Below are 23317 nucleotides of genomic sequence, written 5' to 3'. Positions count from 1 at the left end.
AAGTTTCTTCACCTCTGCGCAGCATCCCGTCACATGGCCACCGCCTGGGCCGGGAGGCTGCTTGTCATTTTTGCCATTTCACGGAACAGGCATGTCCCACTCCCTTCGCCAAGTCAGCCTGGCCGCAGCGATCCTCGCGGCCTCGATGGGTGCGCACGCACAGAACGCGCAACCGCAGCAGCTGGAACGCATCGAAATCACCGGCTCCGCCATCAAGCGCTCGATCGCCGACGAGGGCGCGCTGCCCATCTCGGTCATCAAGGCCGAGGAACTGCGCCAGTCGGGCGTGACCAGCGTCGAGCAGATCATCGACCTGCTGGCATCCAGCCAGTCCAGCAACACCGGCTCCAACTCGATCGGTTCCAGTACCGGCGGCGCGGCCTATGCCAACCTGCGCGGCCTGGGCACCAACAAGACCCTGGTCCTGCTGAACGGCCGCCGCATGACGGCCTTCGCCTTCGGCGCCACGGCGGTCGACCTGAACTCGATCCCCTTCGCCGTCATCGACCGCGTCGAGGTGCTGCGCGACGGTGCCTCCGCCGTGTACGGCACGGACGCCATCGGCGGCGTCATCAACTTCATCACCAAGACCAACTACCGCGGTGGCCAGATCGTGCTGGAAGCCACCCGTCCGCAGGACGATGGCGGCAAGAAGGAAGGCGGATCGGTGACGATCGGCTTCGGCGACCTGGACAAGGACCGCATCAACTTCTGGGCCTCGTACGACCAGCGCCGTCAGCAGCGCGTGCGCGCGCTGGACCGCGAGTTCGCGCGCACCGGCATCATCCCGTCGCGCGGCGTGTCGGGCAGCTCGGGCACCACCTTCCCGGGCAACTTCACCCAAGGCAGCACCTTCAGCGGCAACCCGACCGCCCCGACCTGCCAACCGCCGCTGTCGCTGGTCAGCCCGACCAACGCGGCGAACTGCATCTTCGACTTCAGCTCGACGATCGACATCATTCCCGACACCAAGCAGGACACGCTCGCGGGCCGCTTCACCGTCAAGCTGTCGGACGACCACCAGTTCTCGCTGGAAGGCACCCAGACGGTCAACGACAACATCTCGCGCATCGCGCCGGATCCGGTGACCGGCATCACGATGCAGCCGAGCAACCCGTTCTTCCCGAGCACCTATCCCGGCATCAACCTGACGCAGCCGATCAGCGTCGGCTGGCGCATGGTGCCGGCCGGTTCGCGGACCAACGGCGCCCATGCCGAAGCGCAGCGGGTCGTGGCCGACCTGTCGGGCGTGATCGCGGGTTGGGACTACAAGGTCGGCGCCCTGTACTCGCGCAGTACCGCCAATGACGCGGCCGTGGACGGCTACGTGAACGCGCCCTTCGTGCGCGCCCAGGTCGCCGCCGGCAACCTGAACCCGTTCGGCGAGGCCACCCCGGCCCAGCTGGCGGTCATCCAGCAGGCCAAGCGCGCCGGCGTCTTCGCCAACGCGCTGGGCACGACCAAGAGCGTCGATGCCCGCGTCAGCAAGGAGATCTTCGACCTGCCGGGTGGCCGCGCGGCGATCGCGGTCGCCGGTGAATTCCGCAAGGAGTTCTACAAGAACGACACCAACGACGCCGTCGTGCTGGCGATTCCGTCGGCCGGCCGTTCGCCCAACCACGTCGGCGGCGAGCGCGAAGTCAAGGCGATCGGCGTCGAGCTGCTGCTGCCGGTGCACAAGATGGTCGAGGTCCAGCTGGCGCTGCGCACCGACGACTACTCCGACGCCGGCCGCACGACCAACCCGAAGATCGGCCTGCGCTTCCAGCCCATGAAGGAGCTGGCCTTCCGCGGCTCGTACAACACCGGCTTCCGCGCGCCGGCGCTGGACGACCTGTACGCCCCCAAGTCGGTCACCTTCACCTCCGGCGCCAAGAACGACCCGGTGCTCTGCGATGCCAACGGCAACCCGATCGTCGCCCTGGGCGGCATCGGCAGCCGCGACTGCCGCCAGCAGCCGCAGGTGCAGAACGGCGGTGACGCCAACCTGCGTCCGGAGAAGTCCAAGACCTTCACGCTGGGCGCGGTGTTCGAGCCGACCAAGGCGCTGACCGTCGCGGTCGACTACTGGAACATCAAGCTGCGCGACCAGATCGACGTGCTGCCGGTGGACACGCTGCTGGCCAACTCCACCCGCTACGCCGACCGCATCGTCAGATGCAACCAGCTGCCGGTGTCCGAGCAGGCCAACCTGCAGCGCTGCTCCGGCCTGTGGGTGAATGGCCCGGCGATCGCCTACCTGATCACGCACAACGAGAACATCGGCCGCATCAAGACCGACGGCCTGGACCTGAGCGCCGCCTACAGCCAGGGCCTGGGTGGCTGGGGCAACCTGTCGCTGGCGTACGAAGCCACCTACGTTCACAAGTACGAGTACCAGACCAGCCCGGAAGACAAGTTCAAGAGCCGTCTGGCCTACTACAACGACAACAGCGTGGTCTTCCGCTGGAAGCACAACATCTCGGCCGCCTGGGCGATGAACAACTGGGGCGCGCGCCTGGCGGTGCGTCACCAGTCCGGCTATCGCGACCAGAACGACGCCACCACCGTCGTGGGCGGCCCGTCGTTCTACGGCAATGTCGACTCGTACACCCTGGTCGACCTGTCGGGCACCTACAAGTTCAACAAGGCCACGTCGCTGACGCTGGGCGTGAAGAACCTGTTCGACACCGACCCGCCGTTCTCCAACCAGTCGACGCGTTCGCAGCGCGGCTTCGATCCGCGCTACACGGATCCGCTGGGCCGCGCGTTCTTCCTGCGCGCTGCTTACGGGTTCTGATCGCGTTGTCGTGAAACCCCGGCCGCCTGTCGCGGCCGGACGACAGCCTGTTGCCGAGTCGCAACGGGCTGGGCGCATAACGCCTCCGGCTTTGTCCCCTTCGCGACATCGCCCGCATCCCCGCCACTGGCCGAAAGTCACGCGTGACCCTGGCCACGGCGGGTTTTTCGCTGGAGGGCGCCGCTCGCGTCCGACCGCCCGCCGCCGGCTCAATTGGTAGGAACCCCCGCCGATCGGCGAAGGCCGTTCATTGACACTCTTTTCACACGGCAGTCACGCATTCAAAACGCCCGACCGCCGTCCGGTAACGTTTTGCGCGCCGCCACAAGCGCCGCCGCTCAACACTTTAGGAGTGTCTTTTGAAGAACAAACTGAACGCGGTGAGCCTGGCAGTCGCCGCCACCCTCGCCGCCGCGTCGTCGGCCGCCCTGGCCCAGGCGCAGGAACAAGCCCAACTGGAACGCGTCGTCGTGACCGGCTCGGCGATCAAGCGCATCGCCGCCGAGGGCTCGCTGCCCGTGCAGACCGTCACCCGCGCCGAGATCGAGCGCAGTGGCGTGACCTCGGTCGTGGAACTGATGCAGAACCTGTCGTCCGTGCAGGGCGGTATCACCGAAGGTGACACCGTCGGCGGCGGCGGCGGCGGCCAAGCCACCGTGTCCATCCACAACCTGGGCGGCGATCGCACCCTGGTGCTGCTGAACGGCCGCCGCCTGATCGGCGAAGCCGGCGGGGCGGTGGACCTGAACATGATCCCGCTGTCGATCATCGAGCGCGTGGACGTGCTGACCGACGGCGCGTCCGCGCTCTACGGCTCGGACGCCGTGGCGGGCGTGGTGAACTTCATCACCCGCAACAACTCGACGCGCAAGAACATCAGCGCCAACGTCTCGGTCCCGCAGCACAAGGGCGGCAAGGAGCGCAGCGCGTCAATCTCCGGTGGCTTCGGCGACCTGGACAGCGACGGCTTCAACATCATGGCCGCCCTGTCGGTGGACAAGCGCGACGCCCTGACGGCCGACCAACGCGATTTCACCAAGACCGGCGTCATCAACTTCAGCCACAACGGCAACCAGTACCAGTTCTTCAACGGCTCGCCCTCGTCCATTCCGGGCAACGTGAACGTGCCGGTGATCGAGGACGGCGAACTGAGCTCGGAACTGCGCAACGTCTACCTGGCGCAGAACGGCAAGTGTGCCGAGCGCACCGTGCAGGTGGGCCAGTCCTGCTATTTCGACTATGCCGGCACGGTCCAGGCCTTCCCGGACCGCAAGCGCACCAACCTGTTCGGCTCCGCCTCGGTGAAGCTGGGCAACCACACGCTGCGTGCCGACCTGCTGCTGGGCAAGACCAAGACCAGCGGCAAGATCGCCGCCGTGCCGGGCTCGGTCGCCGTGGATCCGAACGGCCCGTTCGCCAACGAACTGGCGGCGGTCGGCTACACCCCCGCCTATCTGCAATCCATCGGCCTGGACCCGAACCGCATCGCGTCGGTGTCCTATCGCGCCTACGACCTGGGCAACCGCACCAGCACCTTCGATCGCGACAACAAGGCGCTGTGGCTGCAGCTCGACGGCCAGCTCGCCGGCTGGGACTACACCGCCACCGCGGGCTACCAACGCGCCGTGGTCGAGGAAAGCAACTCCGGCTATCCGCTGGCCAAGGCCTTCGGCGCCCTGCTGCGCAGCGGCCTGTACAACCCGTTCGTGCTGCCGGGCCAGCAGTCGCAGGCGGCGCGTGACGCGGCCTCGCAGATCATGATCTCGGGCGTCTACGACACCGAGACGAGCACCCTGTTCAACGCCGACGTCCGTGCCCAGCGCGAGATCTTCTCGACTTCCGCTGGCGGCGCCTACCTGGCGCTGGGCGCCTCCTTCCAGAAGGACAAGGTCACCGACGATCCGGGCGCCGTGGCGCGCGGCGAAGGCGGCGTCAATGGCGACGACCAGCGCTTCGGCGACAGCACCGTCGTCATCCCGTACAGCGCCAAGCGCGACTCGATGGGCGCCTTCGCCGAAGTGATCGTCCCGGTCGTGAAGAACCTGGAAGTCACCGCCGGCGTGCGCTACGACAACTACCGTCACGTCGACAGCGCGACCAACGGCAAGCTGTCGTTCAAGTACACGCCGATGCCGCAACTGCTGGTCCGCGGTTCCATCGGCACCGGCTTCCGCGCGCCGACGCTGCGCCAGCTGTACCGCCCGCTGCAGGAATTCGGCGTGACCGCCGAGCCCTACACCTGCAATGCCGGCATGGCCGCCATGGCCGCCAGCCTGGGTGCGACCTGCCAGGCCGGCGACAAGCAGTACAACGTGTTCACCGGCGGCGTGAAGACGGTGAAGCCGGAAGAGTCGAAGCAGGCCACGCTGGGCTTCCGCGTCGAGCCGACGAGCACCTTCTCGTTCGGCGCCGACTGGTGGTGGGTCGGCATCGACAAGACCTTCGGCTCGGTGGACGAGAACGAGGCCTTCAGCGATCCGCAGAAGTACTCCAACCTGTGGCTGGTCTACACCGATCCGGTCACCGGCGAGAAGTTCCTGGCCTACAACGCCAGCACGACCAACCTGGGCAAGTCGTTCAGCAGCGGTATCGACTTCGACGTGACCGGCCGCGTCAACACGCCGATCGGTCGCCTGACGTCGAATGTCCGCGCCACCTACATGCTGAACGACAAGCAGCAGCTGCTGGCCGGCGGCGAGTACTTCTCGACCATCGCGGACAACCATCCGTCGATCGGCGACGTGACCTTCCGCTGGAAGGGCCAGTGGACCAACACGCTGCAGACCGGCAACTGGGCGCATGCGGCCAACATCAACTTCCAGTCGGGCTACAAGGATTTCCCCACCGAGGTGGAGAACCTGGCGAACGGCGAGACGGAAGTGGTGCGCCTGAAGGTCAAGCCGTACGTGACGCTGGACTGGCAGACCGCCTATACCTGGAACAAGCAGCTGACGCTGTCCCTGGGCATCAAGAACGTGTTCGACAAGGAACCCCCGCTGTCGCTGCGCGTCAAGGGCGGCCACATGCTGGGCTTCGATTACCGCTACTACAGCCCGATCGGCCGCACCTTCCAGGCGCGCGCCAGCTACGACTTCTGATCCGGCTTGCGATTCGCCGCACCCGCGGCGAATTCCGCACCGCATACAAGGACCCCATCCGGGGTCCTTTTTTATTGCCCTGCCACCAGCGTGAGCGTCTTGGCAATCGGAATCCGCCCGACCGGTGCGTGAAGTAATGTTTCCATCGCTTCACCGATATTTCCAAGTCATTGAATCATATCGGCTTTTTCATATTTCACTCGCGTTCGATTCAAACCGCGCGTTGCCAATCCCCTACGTGCCTTCGCATTATCTTCACGGTATACAAACGGGTTATCAACGTTTGGTGCGAAATCCGATGGTTTTGAATCTATTTCCATATCCGACATTTCTGTGAGAGTAATGGTCATGTAAATGCGAAAACTGTGGCGCAGGCACGACCGAAATGTCACCAAACAGTAAGGAAAAACCCGCAAAAAATGCAGGTTCGACAGCTAGCCGTCAGATCCAGTGCGATCCACGAACACGGACCTATGACCTCTGGGGATTCCTCAGCACACTTTTGCACAGGCCTCGCGATGCGGGGCCGTTTCAATTCCGGCTCGCCGCACCCACAAGGAGGGCGGGCACTCTCCCCCTAGAGGTGCATATGTACAAGCTGAACGCGGTGAGCCTGGCAGTCGCCGCCACCATTGCGGCCGCGTCCTTCCCGGCGCTGGCCCAGGACCAACAAGAGCAGAGCCAGCTCGAACGAGTCGTCGTCACGGGGTCCGCGATCAAGCGGCTCGACGCCGAATCGTCGGTGCCGGTGACGACCTTCAAGATGAGCGACATCCGTCAGCAGGGCCTGACGACGGTGGAGCAGATCCTGAGCACCCTCACGGCCAGCCAGAGCAGCCTGGGCACCAGCCAGGCCGTCGGCTCGTCGACCGGCGGCGCCTCCTTCGCCGACCTGCGCGGCATCGGCGCGAACAAGACGCTGGTGCTGCTGAACGGGCGTCGCATCGCCAACAACGCGTTCGACGGCTCGGCCCCCGACCTGAACATGATCCCGCTGGCGGCCATCGAGCGCATCGAGGTGCTGCGCGACGGCGCCTCCTCGCTGTACGGCACGGACGCGATCGGCGGTGTCATCAACTTCATCACCCGTTCCGACTACCAGGGCGGCACCGTGACGCTGGGCTACGACTCGCCGCAGCACGCCGGCGGCAAGACCCGCAACGCCAACGCCGGCTTCGGCTACGGCGACCTGGACAAGCAGGGCTTCAACCTGTTCGGCTTCGTCGACCTGCAGAAGCAGGACCCGATCGGCGGCACGCAGCGCGACTACAACACGCGCTTCGTCGGCGGCAAGTCCGGCTCCACCCTGCCGGCCAACTACTACCAGGACGGCAGCACGGTCTACAACCCGGCCGCCCCGACCTGCGCCAGCGGCATCTTCCTCGTGCCGAACGCGGACCAGACGTCCTGCACGATGTCGACCTCGCGCTTCGTGGACTACGTGCCCGAAAGCCAGCGCGCCTCGGCGATGCTGAAGGGCACCGTCAAGCTGAGCAACGACCACACCTTCGGCGCCGAGTACTTCATCACCCGCTCCGAGGTGAAGACGCGCATCGCGCCGGTGCCGTATGGCTTCCTGGTGCAGAACCGCCTGCGTCCGGACGGTTCGCCGAACCCGTTCTATCCGAACAACCCCGCGCTGAGCTCGACCTACGACGGCGACAACTACGCCGGCCAGACGATGACCGACGGCGGCGCGACCATCCAGCCGGGCTACATCACGCTGAAGTGGCGTGACGCCCCGAACGGCCCGCGCGGCGACAAGAACACCAACACGCAGCAGCGCCTGGTGCTGTCGCTGGACGGCACTCTGGCGGGCTGGGATTACTCCGCCGGCCTGAGCTACAACCAGAACAAGGTCACCGAGGACCTGATCAGCGGCTACACGGACGGCAACAAGATCACCGAAGGCATCCTGACCGGCATCATCAACCCGTTCGGCGACCAGGACGCGGCCGGCACGGCCTACCTCCAAAGCGCCAACGCGCTGGGCCGCCTGATGATCGGCAAGGGCCGCACCACCAACCTGGACGCCCACGCCAGCCGCGAGCTGGGCGACTGGCTGGGTGCCGGCCGCGCCGCCGCCCTGGCGCTGGGCGCGGAGTTCCGCCAGGAGAAGTTCACGCAGGACGCGCAGGACGCCTATGCGCAGACCGTGGTCGCCTCGACCGGCATCGACCCCAACATCTACAGCTCCGGCAAGCGCGACGTCTACGCCGTCTACGGCGAACTGAACGTGCCGCTGCTCAAGACGCTGGATGTCACCGCCGCGGTCCGCTACGACAAGTACAACGACTTCGGCAGCACGACCAATCCGAAGGTCAGCTTCCGCTTCCAGCCATCCAAGGAAGTGCTGATCCGCGGTTCGTACTCGACCGGCTTCCGCGCGCCCTCGCTGTATGAGCTGCACGCCGCGCCGACCTACACGAACTCGAGCACGGTCAACGACCCGGTGCTGTGCGCCAACGGCGGCACCACGATCAACCTGTGCGACGCCCAGTTCATGGTCCGCAACGGCGGCAACGACCAGCTCAAGCCCGAGAAGAGCAAGAGCGCGTCGCTGGGCTTCCAGTTCGCCCCGCTCAACGACCTGAGCTTCGGCGTCGACTTCTGGTGGCTGCGCGTGAAGAACCTGATCGGCGTGATCGGCGATGCGTCGCTGTTCGACCCCGCCAACCTGGACAAGTTCGGTCAGTTCTATCACCGCAACTCGCAAGGCCAGCTGTCGGTCGACGGTTCGCAGTGCCCGGGCACCGACTGCGGCTACGTGGACGTGCGCCAGCTCAACCTGGGTGGCAACAACACCAACGGCTTCGACCTGAACGCCAACTACCGCCTGCGCCTGGCCGGCGCCGGCAACGTCATGCTGGGCCTGAACAGCACCTACGTGACCAAGTACGAGTACCAGGACCTGCAGGACGGCCCGTGGAACCAGAACGTCGGCGTCTACTCCGGCGTCGGCCCCGTGTTCCGCTGGCAGCACACGCTGTCGGCCGTGTGGTCCTACGACAAGTTCACCGTCGGCCTGACCGGTCACTACAAGTCCGGCTACATCGACGTGACGCCGACCAACCACGTCGGCAGCTACACGACGGCGGACCTGTACGCCTCCTGGCGTCCGATCAAGACCGCCTCGCTGACGCTGGGCGTGCGCAACATCGCGGACCGCGATCCCCCGCTGAGCTTCCAGACCCAGGTCTTCCAGGCTGGCTACGACCCGCGCTACACCGATCCGACCGGCCGCACCTTCTACGTCCGCGGTTCCTACGACTTCTGATCGCCGGGAAATCCGACACAATCCGAGGGCCCCATCCGGGGCCCTTTTTCTTTGTCCGGATCCGTTTTCCGCCGCCTCCGTCCACGTATGTCCGACACCTCTTCCACGCCGCCGTCGCGGTGCCAGGTCCTCATCATCGGCGCCGGCCCCGCCGGCAGCGCCGCGGCGCGCTGGCTGGCCCGGGCGGGCGTGGACGTGGTGTTCGCCGACCAGCAGCCGCTGGGCCGCGACAAGGTCTGCGGCGACGGCCTGATCCCCGACGCGCACCAGGCGCTCGAGCGCCTGGGCCTGCTGGACCGGGTGATGGCCAAGGCGCAGCGCTCGGCGCACGTGGGCTGCGTCGGACCGCGCGGCGGCCGCATCGACGTCCCCGGCCACCTCGCGGTGCTGCCGCGCCGGCAGCTCGACGAGCTCCTCAACCTCGGCGCGCAGGAGGCCGGCGCGCGCTTCCTGGCGCCGGCGCGCTTCGAGGCGGCGCTCGAGGACGCCCAGGGCCGGGTGCGCGGCGCCCGCTTCTCGATCGAGGGCCAGCCGCACGAGATCGCCGCCGACTGGGTCATCCTGGCCACCGGCGCCGTGCCCAAGGCGCTGACGGCCGCTGGCATGTGCGAGCGCCACACGCCCAGCGGCGTCGCGCTGCGCGGTTATGTCCGCGCGCCATCGATGGTCGGCGAGATCAAGGCGCTCGAGGTCGTCTGGTGCAAGCCGGTGCAGCCGGGCTACGGCTGGATCTTCCCGGCGCCCGACGGCAGCTTCAACATCGGCGTGGGCGTCACCGACAGCCATCAGGACCTGGCCGGCAAGGGCCAGAAGAAGGACGTCAACCTGCGCGCCATCTTCGACGCCTTCGTCGCGCATTACCCGCCCGCCAAGCGCCTGATGGCCGAGGGCGAGCTGATCGGCGAACTCAAGGGCGCACCGCTGCGCTGCACGCTCAAGGGCGCGCGCTGGACCCGTCCCGGCCTGCTGGTGACCGGCGAGGCGGCGGGCTCGACCTACTCCTTCACCGGCGAAGGCATCGGCAAGGCGATGGAGACCGGCCTGCTCGCCGCCGAGGCGATCCTGGCCCACGGCACCGGTGTCGACGGCTTCGACGCCAAGGTCCGCACCCAGTACGAGCAGGGCCTGCGCGCGCTGCAGCCCAAGTACGACCTCTACGAGCGCGGCAACCGCGTCAACCGCTTCCCGTGGCTGGCCGACCTGCTGATCTGGCGCGCGAAGAAGAGCCCGCGCCTGCTGCAGCGCATGAGCGGCGTGCTCAACGAGACCAGCAACCCCGGCAACCTGGTGAGCCTGAAGGGGATCACGCGGCTGTTCCTCGAATGAGCGCCGCGACCTGAGCCTGGAGAGACCGCGATGTGCCAGCTGATGGGCATGAACGCCCGCCGACCGACCGACGTCATGTTCAGCTTCGCCGGACTCGCGACGCGGGCCCATGAGCACAAGGACGGCTTCGGCATCGCCTTCTTCGAGGGCCGCGGCCTGCGGCACTTCGTCGACCACCACAGCGCGCGGGTCTCGCCGCTGGCCGAGCTGGTCAAGACCTACCCGATCCGCAGCGACGTCGTCATCGCCCACATCCGCAAGGCCACGCAGGGCGTGGTCTCGCTGGAGAACACCCACCCCTTCGTGCGCGAGCTCTGGGGCCGCTACTGGGTGTTCGCGCACAACGGCGACCTGAAGGGCTTCGCGCCCCGGCTGCACGCAGCCTTCAAGCCGGTCGGACAGACCGACAGCGAGCAGGCCTTCTGCTGGCTGATGCAGGAACTGGCGAAGGCCCACGCCAACATGCCGGCCATCGAGGAACTGAACCACACGCTGCGCGAGCTGCTGCCCCAGCTCAACCGCCACGGCACCTTCAACATGCTGCTGTCCAACGGCCAGGCGCTGTGGGCCCACGGCTCGACCAAGCTGCATTACCTGCTGCGCCAGCCGCCCTTCGGCCACGTGACGCTGCAGGACGAGGACCTGAGCGTCGACCTGTCCGCCAAGACCACCGAGGACGACCGCATCGCCATCGTCGCCACCGAACCGCTGACGCGCGGCGAAGCCTGGGTGCCGATCGAGCCCGGCACGCTGAAGGTGTTCCTGGGCGGCGAACCGCTCTGCTGAGCCCAGGCTGCGGGCCAGTCGTCCCCGCCAACCGCCATTCGCCGCATCCGGCGGCCTGCCCCGCACCCCTGGCCTAGACTCGCCCCATGACCTCGCCCAGCGCTCCCGCCGAAGCCGCCGCCGTCGTGCCGGCCAAGCCCGCCGCCGAAGCCGGCGCCGGGGTCCGCTTCGACTGGGCCTACTGGCTGTTCCCCGGCCCGCGCCGCCGCTTCTCCGAGGCCGAGATCGCGCGCTCCGGGCTGAAGGGCTGGTCCAGCGGCATCGACTGCTACGTGATGAGCAACGTGCTGGTGCTGGGACTGGTCTTCTACACGATGCTGCCGCGCCACCTGGCGCACGTGATCCTGATCGGCGGCCTGGCGATGGCGTCGCTGGGCCTGGGCGTCGGACGCTGGCTGTGGCGCCAGCCCACGCGCACCCGCTTCAACGGCGCCACGCTGGCGCTCAGCATCCTGATGGTGCTGATCACGCTGGTGATGGTGAAGCTGGGGTACCGCGACGAGGCGCGCGACCTGCTGCCCTTCGCCGCCGGCGGCATGACGCTGACGGTGTCGTCCTGGTGGTTCCTGACGCTGTACCGCACGCAGCAGCTGGGCGCGCGGCTGGCCGAGCTCGACGCCCAGGACGAACGCATCGCGATGGCGCAGCGGCTGGCGACGGCGCAGATCCAGCCGCATTTCCTCTTCAACACGCTGGCCTCGCTGCAGCACTGGGTCGACACCCGCGACGACCGCGCCGGCCCGATGCTGCGCTCGCTGACGCGCTACCTGCGCGCGACGCTGCCGATGTTCGAGCAGGACCGGCTGCCGCTCGAGCAGGAACTGCAGATCGTGCGCAGCTACCTGGACATCATGCAGGCGCGGCTGGGGCAGCGGCTGAGCTGGTCGCTGGACGCGGACGCCGGGTCGGCCGCCATGATCGCCGGCGCCAGCCTGCCGCCGGGCACGCTGCTGACGCTGGCGGAGAACGCGATCACGCACGGCATCGAGCCCAGCCTGAGAGGCGGCCACATCGCCGTGCGGGTGAAGGCGGCGGACGGCCGGCTGCGGCTGGAGGTGCAGGACGGCGGCCAGGGCCTGACGCCGGGCGCCTGCGACGGCCTGGGGCTGGCCAACACGCGGGAGCGGCTGCAGGCGCAGTTCGGCGCCGAGGCCCGGCTCGGCCTGGAGCCCGCGCCGGACCAGGCGCCCGGCTGCCTGGCCTGGGTCGAGCTGCCGACCGCCTGAGCGCGGCGCGCGACACGGCGCCCCGCCTCGCGGCAGGACATGGACACATCGAGGGGAGAACAACGCATGACGAAGATCCGCACGCTGATCGCGGACGACGAGGAAGGCCCGCGCGAGCAGCTGCGCGCCGCGCTGGCACGACTGGCGCCGGAGCTGGAGATCGTGGCCGCCAGCGTCAACGGCTGCGACGCCTGGGACGACTGCCTGGAACATGAGCCGCGCCTGTGCTTCCTCGACATCCGGATGCCCGGCATGTCGGGCCTGGAGGTGGCGCAGCGCCTGGCGCAGCTGGCGGAGCCGCCGCGCGTCGTCTTCGTCACCGCCTATGGCGACCACGCGCTGTCGGCCTTCGAGGCCGGCGCGGTCGACTACGTGCTCAAGCCGGTGGAGGACGCCCGCCTGGAGCACTGCCTGCAGCGCCTGCGCCAGCGTCAGGCCCAGGGCGCCGCCGGGACGGACGGCGCGGACGGCGCGTCGGAAGCCGGCGCCGCCCTGCCGGCGATGCCGGCCGCGACGCTCGAGCTGCTGCGCCAGCTGCTGCCGGCCCAGCGCCCCGCGATGCGCCCCATCCAGGCCAGCCAGGGCCGCGAGATCCAGTTGATCGCGCCCGACGACATCCTGTTCTTCCAGAGCGACAGCCGCTACACCCGGGTGGTCCACCGCGACGGCGAAGCCTGGATCCGCACCGCGCTCAAGGAACTGCTGAGCGACCTCGATCCCTCGGTGTTCTGGCAGGTGCACCGCTCGGTGCTGGTCAACAGCCGCTTCATCGCCAGCGCGACGCGCGTCGACGAGAACACGATGCAGCTGTCGCTGAAGGGCTGCGCGGAGAAGCTGCCGGTCTCGCGGCAGTTCCAGGGGCTGTTCAAGGGCCAGTGACGCCGGCCCGTGCGGGGCGGGGCGCGGGAGGGGCACCGTCGAGGTACAACGCAGGCTTCTTCCACGAGGCCCACGGCCTGACGGAGCCCACCCGCATGCGCAACGGCATCACGTCCTCGCGCGACCGGCGCGAGCGCGGTCGCGATCCCCGAAACGGCACCGCGCGCGCCGCCCTGCTGCTGGCGATCGCGGCCTTGGGCGCGTCCCCGGTGCAGGCGCGCGTGACGCGCATCGTCATCGACGAGGTGACGCCGCTGATCGGCGAGCAGCGCGGCTACGAACGGCTGCGCGGTCGCGCCTTCGGCGAGCTCGACCCGGCCGACCCGCGCAACGCGGTGATCACCGACCTGCGCCTGGGCGCGGACCCGGACGGCAAGGTGCGCTACGAGACGAACTGGGTGCTGACCCGCCCGGTCGGCCGCAAGGCCGCGAGCGGCTTCCTGTGGCACGACGTGCCCAACCGCGGCGGCGAGGTCCGGCTGCAGGCCGGCGAGCTGGCCGCGGGCGACATCGGCCTGCGCAGCGGCTGGCAGGCCGACAACGCCGGCAGCACCGGCGTGCCGCGCTGGCGCCCGGAGGCGGCGCGTCACCATTACGTCCGCGTGCCCATCGCCCGCATCGACGGCGCGCCGGTGACCGGCACGGTGATGGCGCGCATCGTCAACCGCCGCGGCGCCGATTCGCAGCCGCTGCTGGTGCAGGGCAACCCGGTGCCCTACCTGCCGGTCTCGCTCGACACCTCGCGCGCCACCTTGACGATACACACGCAGGAGACCGTCGACGGCCGCGTCACCACGGCCGGCACCGTCGATCCGAAGGACTGGGCCTTCGCCCGCTGCGACGCCGAACATCCGTTCCCCGGCACGCCGGTCGACATCGATCCCACGCGTGCGCCGGACAACCTGCCGATCCACGTTTGCCTGCGCCACGGCTTCCAGGCGGACCGCGTCTACCAGCTGACCTACACGGCGGGCAACGCCTACGTGCTGGGCGTCGGCATGGCGGCGTTCCGCGACGTCGGCGCCTTCTTCCGCCATGAGAAGGCGGACGACGCCGGCACGCCCAATCCGATCGCCGGCCAGGTGCGCGGCAGCGCGATCCGCGGCGTCTCCCAATCGGGAAACATGGTGCGGCAGTTCCTCTTCATGGGCCTGAACCAGGACGAGGCCGGCCGGCAGGTCCATGACGGCGCCTGGGCCATCATCGCGGGCCGCCGCGTCGCCGCGAACGCCCGCTGGGCGCAGCCCGACGGCGTGCTCGAGCTCTACCAGATGGGCAGCGAGGGCCCCCAATGGTGGGTCGATTGGCCGGACCGCGTCCGCGAGCTTCCCGCCAAGGGGCTGCTCACGCGTTGCACCGCCAGCAAGACCTGCCCCAAGGTGTTCGAGCATTTCGGCGCGGCCGAGGTCTATGCGCTGAAGCTCTCGCTCGAATGGGTGGGGTCGTCGGCCGATGTCGACATCCCGCTGGCGCCGGACGTGCGCCGCTACTACGTCGCCGGCAGCCCGCATGGCGGCGGGGCGGGCGGCTTCCGGCATGCCGGCGGGGCGACGCCGTTCAGCTGTCCAGGCAACCAGTTCGGGCAGGCGACGCTGGCGCCGAACCCGGTGCCGCATCGCGAGCTGCGCAACCTGCTGAGCGCGGCGATGCGCGACTGGGTGCTCAAGGGAACGCCGCCGCCGCCGAGCCGTTATCCGACGCTGGCGCGCGGCGAGCTGGTCGATCCGACGCGCGAGGCCATGGGCTTTCCGCCCGGCGTGCCGGGTATTCCGGACAGCGTCTTTAGGCCCGGGAACTTCGTGTTCCCGGTCTTCGATTACGACTGGGGGCCGGGCTTCGATCGCGTCGAAGCCGCGGGCGTGCCGGATCGCATCCCGCCGACGATCCGCCGCGTGCTGCCGGCCAAGGTGCCGCGGGTCGACGCCGACGGCAACGAGGTCGGCGGCGTGCCGACCGTGCTGACGATGGCGCCGCTGGGCACCTACCTGGGCTGGAACATCACGGCCAACGGTATCCACGCCGGCCAGGTGTGCAACTACGCTGGCGGCTACGTGCCGTTCGCGCGCACCCGCGCCGAGCGCGAGGCCAACGGCGATCCGCGCCTGTCACTGGAGGAGCGCTACGGCGATCACGCCGGTTATGTCGCGGCCGTGCGGAAGGCCGCGGACCGCGCGATGGCGCAAGGCTTCCTGCTGAAGGCCGATCGTGAGCGGCTGTTGAAGGAGGCAGCGTCCAGCGACGTGCTGCGGTGAGGCCGCTCACGAAGCCATCGAGGCCCCTCTCCCGCAGCGCGGGAGCGCGCGAGAGAGCGGTGGGGGCGAGGGATCCCGGGGGTCAGGCCCCTCAGCGAGCCGCCGTCTGCGCGGGCGCCTCGCCGTCGATGCCGCCGGCCAGCGCCTTGTAGACGCCCACCAGCGAGGTCGCGGCCGCCGTCTGCGACTGCGCCAGCTGGTTGCGCGCGGTCAGCAGTTCCCGCTCGGCGTCGAGCACCGCCAGGAAATCGCTGATGCCGACCTTGAAGCGCTCCCGCGCGATGTTGGCGGCGCGCTCCGCCGAGACGGCCGCGTCGAACAGCGCCTGCGCCTGCTGCTGGCTGCGGTTGTAGGTCACCAGCGCGCCCTCGGTCTCCTCCAGCGCGGCGAGCACGGTGCGCTCGTAGCTGGCGAAGGCCGCTTCGTTGCGCGCGTCCGCCGCCGCGATCTGCGCGCGGATGCGGCCGAAGTCGAGCAGGTTCCACACGAGCTGCGCGCCCAGGTTGTACGCATAGGCCGGCCCATCGTTGAGGTCGCCGATGCGCGAGGCGTTCTGCCCGATCGTGCCGCCCAGCGTGACGCGCGGGAACATCGCCGAACGCGCCACGCCCACGCGCGCCGCCGCGGCCGCCACCTGCGCCTCGGCCGCGCGCACGTCGGGGCGGCGGCGCAGCAGGTCCTCGGGCGTGCCGATGCGGTCCAGCGCGATCGTCTTCAGGCCCGGCAACGGCTTGACGTCCGACAGTTCCACGTCCAGCGCCGTCGGCGGCTGGCCGGTCAGCACCGCCAGGCGATAGCGCGTGCGCGCCAGCGCCATCTCCAGCGCCGGGATCGTCGCGGCCGTGCTCTGGACCAGCGCACGGGCGCGCTCGGTGTCGAAGCCGGTGCCCCGGCCCGCCTCCTGGCGGCCAGCCACCAGCTTCAGCGCGCCCTGCTGCGTGTCCAGCGACTGCTGGGCCACGCGCAGCTGCTCCTGCAGGCCGCGCAGCTCGAAGTAGTTGCGCGCCACTTCCGCGGCGACGCTGACCTGCGCCGACCGCAGGCCCGCCTCGCCGGCCAGCAGGTCGGCCGCGGCCGCCCGGCGTTCGTCGGACAGGCGACCGAAGAGATCGGCCTCCCAGCGCACGTCGAAGCCGACCGAGAACGCGTTGTTGGTCTGCGGGTTGCCTTGATAGTCCGGCGCCCGCACCCGCGCCGCGCCGGCGTTCAGGTCCACCGTCGGGAACAGCTGCGCATCGGCGAAGCGCGACAGCGCACGGGCCTCGCGCAGGTTGGCCGAGGCCACGCGCAGGTCGGTGTTGGCCTGCAGCGCGCGCTGCACCAGGGCGTCCAGCCCGGCGTCATTGAAGCCCTGCCAGAAGCGGCCCACCGGCGCCTGCGCCAGCGTGCCGGCATCGCCCTGCGGCGCGTTGGCGAAGCCGGACGCCAGCGGCACCTCGGACTTCTTCGGCGCCGGCGCCGTCGAGCACCCGGTCAGCGCGACCGTGGCGGCCGCCGCGGCGGCCATCAGAGAGACTCGGAAGAACATCATGCGTGCCCCTTCGGCGAAGTGCCCTTGGGCGGGTCGGCGTCGTCGACGCCCGGGTGGAACGGGTGCGCGGCGGCATCGATCTGATGACGCAGCTCCACCGCATGGGCGCGCTGCTTCTCCGTGCCCTTGCGCAGCAGCGAGTAGAAGACCGGCGTCAGGAAGATGCCGAACAGCGTCACACCCACCATGCCCGAGAACACCGCGATGCCCATCGCGCGGCGCATTTCACTGCCCGCGCCCGAGCCCAGGATCAGCGGGATCACGCCGGCGCAGAACGCGATCGAGGTCATCAGGATCGGGCGCAGACGCATGCGGCAGGCATGGATCACGGCGTCGACCATGGACTCACCGCGCTCCTCGAGCTCCTTGGCGAACTCGACGATCAGGATCGCGTTCTTGCAGGCCAGGCCCACCAGCACCACCAGCGCCACCTGCGTGAAGATGTTGAGGTCCCCCGCCTGCATGAAGGGCGGGAAGTGCGACAGCCAGACCCCGAACAGCGCCGACAGGATGCACATCGGCACGATCAGGATGATGGCCAGCGGCAGCGTCCAGCTTTCGTACTGCGCCGCCAGCACCAGCACCACCAGCAGCACCGAGATCGCCAGCACCGCCGCCATCGTCGGGATGGAGAAGCTGCCGGCCTTGATGTCGCGGGTGAGCCGGTCCTGGTAGGTCAGCTCGGTCCACTCGTAGGTCATGCCGCGCGGCAGGTTCTTCAGCCGCTGTTCCATCTCCGCCTCGGCCTGGCCGCTGGAGAAGCCCGGCTTCGCGGCGCCGTTGATGTCGGCGCTCGGGAAGCCGTTGTAGCGCGTCACGCGCGTCGGGCCGAAGGTCGGATCGACGTTCATCAGCGCGCCCAGCGGCACCATCTCGTTGCGCTCGTTGCGCGTCTTCAGGTCGGTGATCGCGCTGGCATTGGCGCGGAAGGGCGCGTCCGCCTGCACGATGACCTGGTAGGTCTTGCCGAAGCGGCTGAAGTCGTTGACGTACAGCGAGCCCAGGTTGATCTGCAGCGTGTCGTAGATGTCCTGCAGCCTCACGCCCATCTGCTTGGCCTTGGTCCGGTCGACGTGGGCGAACAGCTGCGGGACGTTGATGTCGTAGGTCGAGAAGGGCGTGCCGATGCCGCTCTTCTGGTCGCCGTAGATCGGCCCCAGCGTGCCCCAGACGGCGCCGTAGAGCGCCTGTTCGCCCAGGCCGTTGCGGTCCTGCACCTGCACCTTGAAGCCGCCCGCGTTGCCCAGGCCGTCCACCGCCGGCGGCGGCACGACGAACATGCGCGCGCCCTGGATCTGCTGGATCGCGCCGTTGACCTTGCCCAGGATCGCGTCCTTGGACAGGTCGGCCGAGGTGCGCTTCTCGAAGTCGTCCAGGCCGAAGAACACGATGCCTTCGTTGGGCGCGGCCGAGAAGCCCGCGATCGACAGTCCCGGGAAGGCGATCGAATCCCGGATGCCCGGCACCTTCAGCGCGATGTCGCTCATGCGGCGGATCACCTCGTCGGTGCGGTCCAGCGTGGCGCCGGCCGGCAGCTGCGCGATGCCGATCAGGTACTGCTTGTCCGGCGCCGGCACGAAGCCCGACGGGATGCGCGTGAACAGCAGCGCCGTCAGCCCCAGCAGCACGGCGTAGACGATCAGCGCGGCCGACTTGCGGCGCAGGATGCCGGTGACGCCGCGGCTGTAGCCCTCGCTGCGGCGCTGGAAGAAGCAGTTGAACCAGTGGAAGAACCGGCCGAACAGCTTGTCCATCACCTTCATGATGGGGTCCTTGGGCGCGTCGTGCGGACGCAGCAGCAAGGCCGCCATCGCGGGCGACAGGGTCAGCGAGTTGAACGCCGAGATCACCGTCGAGATCGCGATCGTGACCGCGAACTGGCGATAGAACTGGCCCGACAGGCCTGGGACGAAGGTCAGCGGGATGAACACCGCGCACAGCACCAGCGCGATCGCGATGATGGGCCCGGAGACCTCCTGCATCGCCTTCACGGTGGCCGCATGCGGCGTGAGCCCGTCCTCCAGGTTGCGCTCGACGTTCTCGACCACCACGATCGCGTCGTCGACGACGATACCGATGGCCAGCACCAGGCCGAACAGCGTCAGCGTGTTGATCGAGTAGCCCAGCAGCAGCAGGACCGCGAAGGTGCCCACGATGGACACCGGCACGGCCAGCAGCGGGATGATCGACGCGCGCCAGGTCTGCAGGAAGATGATCACCACCAGCACGACCAGCAGCACCGCCTCGATCAGGGTGTGGATGACCTTCTCGATGGAGGTGGCGACGAAGCGCGTCGGGTCGTAGACGATGTCGTAGCTGACGCCGGCCGGGAAGTTGGCCTTGAGCCGCTCCATCGTCGCGCGCACGTCCTTGGAGATGTTCAGCGCGTTGGACTGCGGGGCCTGGAAGATGCCGATGCCGACCGCTTCCTTGTTGTTCAGCAGGCTGCGCAGCGCGTAGGTGCCGGGGCCCATCTCGACGCGGCCCACGTCGCGCACGCGCACCAGGCCGCCGGTGGCGGTGTCGGTGCGGATGATGACGTCGGCGAACTCTTCCTCGGTGACCAGGCGGCCCTGCGTGTTGATCTGCAGCTGGAAGTCGGTGCCCTTGGGTGCCGGCGGCGCGCCGACCACACCGGCCGCGACCTGCGTGTTCTGCTCACGGATCGCGTTGGTGACGTCGGTGGCGGTGAGGCCGCGGCCGGCGAGCTTGGCCGGATCCAGCCAGATGCGCATCGCGTAGTCGCCCGAGCCGAAGACCTGCACCGAGCCCATGCCCTGCACGCGCAGCAGCTCGTCGCGCACCTGCAGCTGCGCGTAGTTGCGCAGGTACAGCGCGTCGCGCGAGTTGTCCGGGCTGACCATGTGCACCACCATGGTCAGGTTGGGGCTGGACTTCTCGGTCGTCACGCCGATCTGCCGGACGATGTCGGGCAGGCGCGGCAGCGCGCGGTTGATGCGGTTCTGCACCGCCGTCTCCGCGGCTTCCGGATTGGTGCCGATCTTGAAGGTCACCGTCAGCGTCATGCCGCCGTCGGCGGTGGCCTGGCTGTCGAAGTACAGGACGTTTTCCAGGCCGTTGATCTGTTCCTCGAGCGGCGTGGCGACCGTCTCGGAGATCACGCGCGGGTTGGCGCCGGGGAACTGGGCGCGCACGACGACCTGCGGCGGCGCGACCTCGGGGTACTCGGAGATGGGCAGCCGGAAGATCGCCAGCAGGCCCACCAGGAAGATGAAGATCGAGAGGACCGACGCGAAGCGCGGCCGCTCGATGAAGAAGCGGGAGATATCCATGAACGACCTCGCGCCGGGTTACTTCGACGCGGCCGGGGCGGCGGGAGCGGCGCCTTGCGGCGGGGCGACCGCGCGGCCCTTGTCGTCGAGCTTGGCCTGCTGCGGCGTGACCGGCGCGCCGGGCATCGCATGCTGGAGGCCGTCGATGATCACCAGCTCGCCGGGCTTGATGCCCTGCACCGCGCGGTAGCCGTCGAACTGGGCGCCGACGACCACCGGCCGGGGCGCCACGATGTTGTTGGCGCCGACCACCATCACGACCTTGTTGGCCTGGTCGGTGCCGATGGCGCGGTCGGGGATCAGCGTCGCGGTGTAGCTGCCGGTGCCTTCGAGCTTGACGCGGGCGAACAAGCCCGGCGTGAAGGCGCCGTCCTTGTTGTCGAAGACGGCGCGGCCGCGGATGGTGGCGGTGGCCGGGTTCAGGCGGTTGTCGACGAAGTCCATGCGGCCTTCATGCGGGTAGCCCTGCTCGTTGGCCAGGCCCAGGTGGACCTTGCTGGCCTGCTCGCGCTTGGCGCCACCGGCGCGGGCGGCGGCGGCGTACTTCAGGAAGGTCGCCTCGCTGGCGTCGAAGTAGGCATAGACCTTGTCGCTGGAGACGACGGTCGTGAGCACGGGCTCACCCACGTTGACCAGGTTGCCGGGCGTGACGTTGGCGCGCGAGCTGCGGCCGGTGACCGGGGCGCGGACCTGGGTGAACTCCAGGTTCAGGCGGGCCCGGGTCACCGCGGCTTCGGCGGCGCGGATGTTGGCGTCGTTGTTGCGGACGGCGGCCTTGAGCTGGTCGATCTCCTGCTGGCTGACGCCCTGGATCGAGACCAGCTTCTCGGCGCGGCCGAGGTCCGACTTGGACAGCTCGGCGGCGGTGCGCGCGGCGGCGAGCTGGGCCTCGGCGCGGGCGACCTCGGCCTGGAAGGGCCGGGGGTCGATGGTGAAGAGCGGTTCGCCCTTCTTGACCACCTGGCCCTCGCGGAAGTGCACCTTGTCGAGCGTGCCGGCGACGCGGGCGCGGATCTCCACGGTGTCGGGCGCTTCCAGGCGCGCAGTGAATTCATCGAAGTCCTGGACTTCGCGCGCGATCGCCGGGGCGACCGTCACGGGCGGGGGACCGCCATGCTGTTGTTGTTGATCCTGTTGTTGTCCGCAGGCGGTCAGCAGCAGCGCCACGAAGGCGCCAGCGACGGCATTGCGATGGAAAGACGGTCCGACCATGCATCACTCCCGAAAACGCCCGCGGCATCTGTTGCACCGCAGCGTGCGGCGGAATGTAAGCGGTCGGTGAATGACCGCAAAGTGCCGAGGGCAATACCTGTCCCTGAAGCTCAGGCCTTGTCAGGACGTCATTGACTGCCTGGGCAAGGTTGTGCGCAAGTCTCGTCGGGACGGATGCCGGAAAACGTCAGGAGGATTAGGCAAGGACGCCGGACTCCCTCTGAAAATGGGCGGTCGGGACGCCCGAAGGAGGAGCGCGCCTGCCAGGGATTGAAGCGCGGCGCGTTCGAAGCGGGTGTGGCTTTTTGGGGGCGAGTTCGAACCGGGAGAACGCGTCACCGACTGGTCGGTCGAATACGACGGCTGAACGAAGGAAGCAAATGACGCAAACGAAAAGATGGGCGCTCGCGAAGACGACGGCCGGCGTGGTGGTCGCCTTGCTGACAGGGGCACTCGGTTGGGCTTGGCTGGACCAGGAAGAACGCGTCATCAGCGCAAGCGTGAAGATCCCAGATCTCGTAGCGAGCAGCGTCGCGCCCTCTGCGGCGCCGAGGGTCGCCAAATTGCCGCCGACGTCGACGGCGCGGCCGGTGTCGGCCGCGAGCGGCCCCTCCGCGACGAGCATCGAGTTCCCCGCCGCATGGCCGCAACTCCTGCAGCTCGAGACGGACGACCAACGAGGGGCCAGGCAACTGCGAAGCGATCCCTTCACCGCCGTCGACAACCTGCGCGACCTCCTGGAGCGCGCGTCGAGGCAAGAGCCTGAAGCGGCGCTGCGGCTGCATGACCTGGCCGAATACTGTGATGCCCATCGTGGCGACGCCCAGCTACCGCCTGGATATGTGCGGCTTGATTGCTCTGTCCCGAAGAGCTGGACCAGGGAACAGCGGCGGGCTTGGCGGCGGCAGGCCGTGTTCAGCGGGGACCCGTCCCCGCCGATGAGCATGCTCCAGGAGGCCGAGTTCATGGCCGCCTCGGATCCGCATCGCGCGGACACGATCTCGGATGCGGTGTTGTCGTTGGACTATGCGGCCAGGCGCGGTTGCCTCGAGTGCATCCTGGCCCTGGCACGGGTGCATTCCGACGGAAGACTGGTGCAGCAGGACCTGCGAAAGTCCTTTGCCTACCTGCAGGTCGCAGCGGCGGCGACCGGGGACTCATTCCTCTCAGAGCAGGCCGAGAAGATTCGGCCCGGCCTCCGCCCTATCGACATCGAGTTCGCGCGTTCCATGCAGGAGCGTCTGGCGAAAGCGCTCGAAAGCAACAAGGCCCGCTGACGCGGGCCTTGGAATGTCAAAGCGAGGGTGACTCTGAGCGCATCGCCGCGGCCCATGAAGTGAATTTCCACCCTCTTCCTGATTGCGTAAACTTGCCCGAGTGGCCAAAGATACTTCGCCGTGCGATAGATTTCGCTTGTCTCGTGCTTCCTCCAATGTGCCCCCAATAGGACACGGCCATGATTTCACTGCCAGGAACTTCTGAAGTTGCTCCTAGTTGATACGCGAGAATTTCGGCCTTGATGGAATCCATCGCCAAGCGCTCTTCGTGGCATGCCGGCTCGAGACGAGGGCTTTGGCCGAACGCATGCTCGCTTCCCAGGAGCAGGATCAGCGAATTGAATGCGGCGCGGGAATGATGAAAGGCGAACAAGCCAGTAT

At 68.5% G+C, this 23317-nt stretch carries 13 protein-coding genes; 9 read left to right on the top strand and 4 right to left on the bottom strand.

Annotated features, from left to right (window positions below; genetic code table 11):
* Positions 1 to 91 precede the first annotated feature (91 nt).
* From FHT37_RS19620 to FHT37_RS19585, 8 genes are all read left to right on the top strand, one after another.
* Positions 92 to 2779 (top strand): TonB-dependent receptor, encoded by a 2688-nt coding sequence (locus FHT37_RS19620; protein ID WP_183483782.1) that lies wholly within the window; start codon positions 92 to 94, stop codon positions 2777 to 2779.
* 359 nt (positions 2780 to 3138) lie between these two features.
* Entirely contained in the window at positions 3139 to 5877 is a 2739-nt protein-coding gene (locus FHT37_RS19615; RefSeq protein WP_183483780.1) for a TonB-dependent receptor domain-containing protein, read from the top strand.
* A 589-nt stretch (positions 5878 to 6466) separates the two neighbouring features.
* Positions 6467 to 9154, top strand: a complete 2688-nt coding sequence (locus FHT37_RS19610; RefSeq protein ID WP_183483778.1) for a TonB-dependent receptor — start codon at positions 6467 to 6469, stop codon at positions 9152 to 9154.
* Positions 9155 to 9241: 87 nt separating this feature from the next.
* The gene (locus FHT37_RS19605; RefSeq protein WP_183483776.1) at positions 9242 to 10480 is read left to right on the top strand and encodes a geranylgeranyl reductase family protein; all 1239 of its coding nucleotides are present in this window, start codon (positions 9242 to 9244) and stop codon (positions 10478 to 10480) included.
* A 30-nt stretch (positions 10481 to 10510) separates the two neighbouring features.
* The gene (locus tag FHT37_RS19600) at positions 10511 to 11266 is read left to right on the top strand and encodes a class II glutamine amidotransferase (RefSeq protein ID WP_091730145.1); all 756 of its coding nucleotides are present in this window, start codon (positions 10511 to 10513) and stop codon (positions 11264 to 11266) included.
* Positions 11267 to 11352: 86 nt separating this feature from the next.
* Positions 11353 to 12492 carry a sensor histidine kinase gene (locus tag FHT37_RS19595; protein WP_183483771.1) on the top strand — a complete coding sequence of 380 codons (1140 nt, stop codon included), beginning with the start codon at positions 11353 to 11355 and terminating at the stop codon, positions 12490 to 12492.
* Positions 12493 to 12558: 66 nt separating this feature from the next.
* A complete protein-coding gene (locus tag FHT37_RS19590) occupies positions 12559 to 13371 on the top strand; it encodes a LytTR family DNA-binding domain-containing protein (RefSeq protein ID WP_183483769.1) in 813 nt (270 codons plus the stop codon).
* 95 nt (positions 13372 to 13466) lie between these two features.
* Positions 13467 to 15623 (top strand): alpha/beta hydrolase domain-containing protein, encoded by a 2157-nt coding sequence (locus FHT37_RS19585; protein WP_221211166.1) that lies wholly within the window; start codon positions 13467 to 13469, stop codon positions 15621 to 15623.
* 91 nt (positions 15624 to 15714) lie between these two features.
* On the opposite strand, the gene FHT37_RS19580 is transcribed toward FHT37_RS19585, so the two are convergent.
* From FHT37_RS19580 to FHT37_RS19570, 3 genes are read right to left on the bottom strand one after another with little or no spacing between them, the layout of a single operon-like run.
* Positions 15715 to 17154 carry an efflux transporter outer membrane subunit gene (locus FHT37_RS19580; protein ID WP_183483768.1) on the bottom strand — a complete coding sequence of 480 codons (1440 nt, stop codon included), beginning with the start codon at positions 17152 to 17154 and terminating at the stop codon, positions 15715 to 15717.
* Positions 17151 to 20447, bottom strand: coding sequence for an efflux RND transporter permease subunit (locus FHT37_RS19575; protein ID WP_183483766.1), 3297 nt, complete (start codon positions 20445 to 20447; stop codon positions 17151 to 17153). Before FHT37_RS19575 ends, FHT37_RS19580 begins: the two co-directional genes overlap by 4 nt.
* Positions 20448 to 20465: 18 nt before the next feature.
* On the bottom strand, positions 20466 to 21659 hold the full coding sequence (locus tag FHT37_RS19570) for an efflux RND transporter periplasmic adaptor subunit (protein WP_183483764.1): 1194 nt from the start codon (positions 21657 to 21659) through the stop codon (positions 20466 to 20468).
* 380 nt (positions 21660 to 22039) lie between these two features.
* Here FHT37_RS19570 and FHT37_RS19565 point away from each other — a divergent pair, with 380 nt between their 5' ends.
* Positions 22040 to 22936, top strand: coding sequence for a hypothetical protein (locus FHT37_RS19565; RefSeq protein WP_091730121.1), 897 nt, complete (start codon positions 22040 to 22042; stop codon positions 22934 to 22936).
* Between the two features lie 16 nt (positions 22937 to 22952).
* Here the strand turns inward: FHT37_RS19565 and FHT37_RS19560 are convergent, their stop codons facing one another.
* Positions 22953 to 23309, bottom strand: coding sequence for a hypothetical protein (locus tag FHT37_RS19560; protein WP_141225396.1), 357 nt, complete (start codon positions 23307 to 23309; stop codon positions 22953 to 22955).
* Positions 23310 to 23317 lie beyond the last annotated feature (8 nt).

The organism is Mitsuaria sp. BK037 (assembly GCF_014193045.1).
Classification (GTDB): Bacteria; Pseudomonadota; Gammaproteobacteria; order Burkholderiales; family Burkholderiaceae_C; genus Roseateles.
The sequence above is the reverse complement of the archived record's forward strand: the minus strand, read 5'-3'. Positions and strand labels throughout refer to the sequence as shown.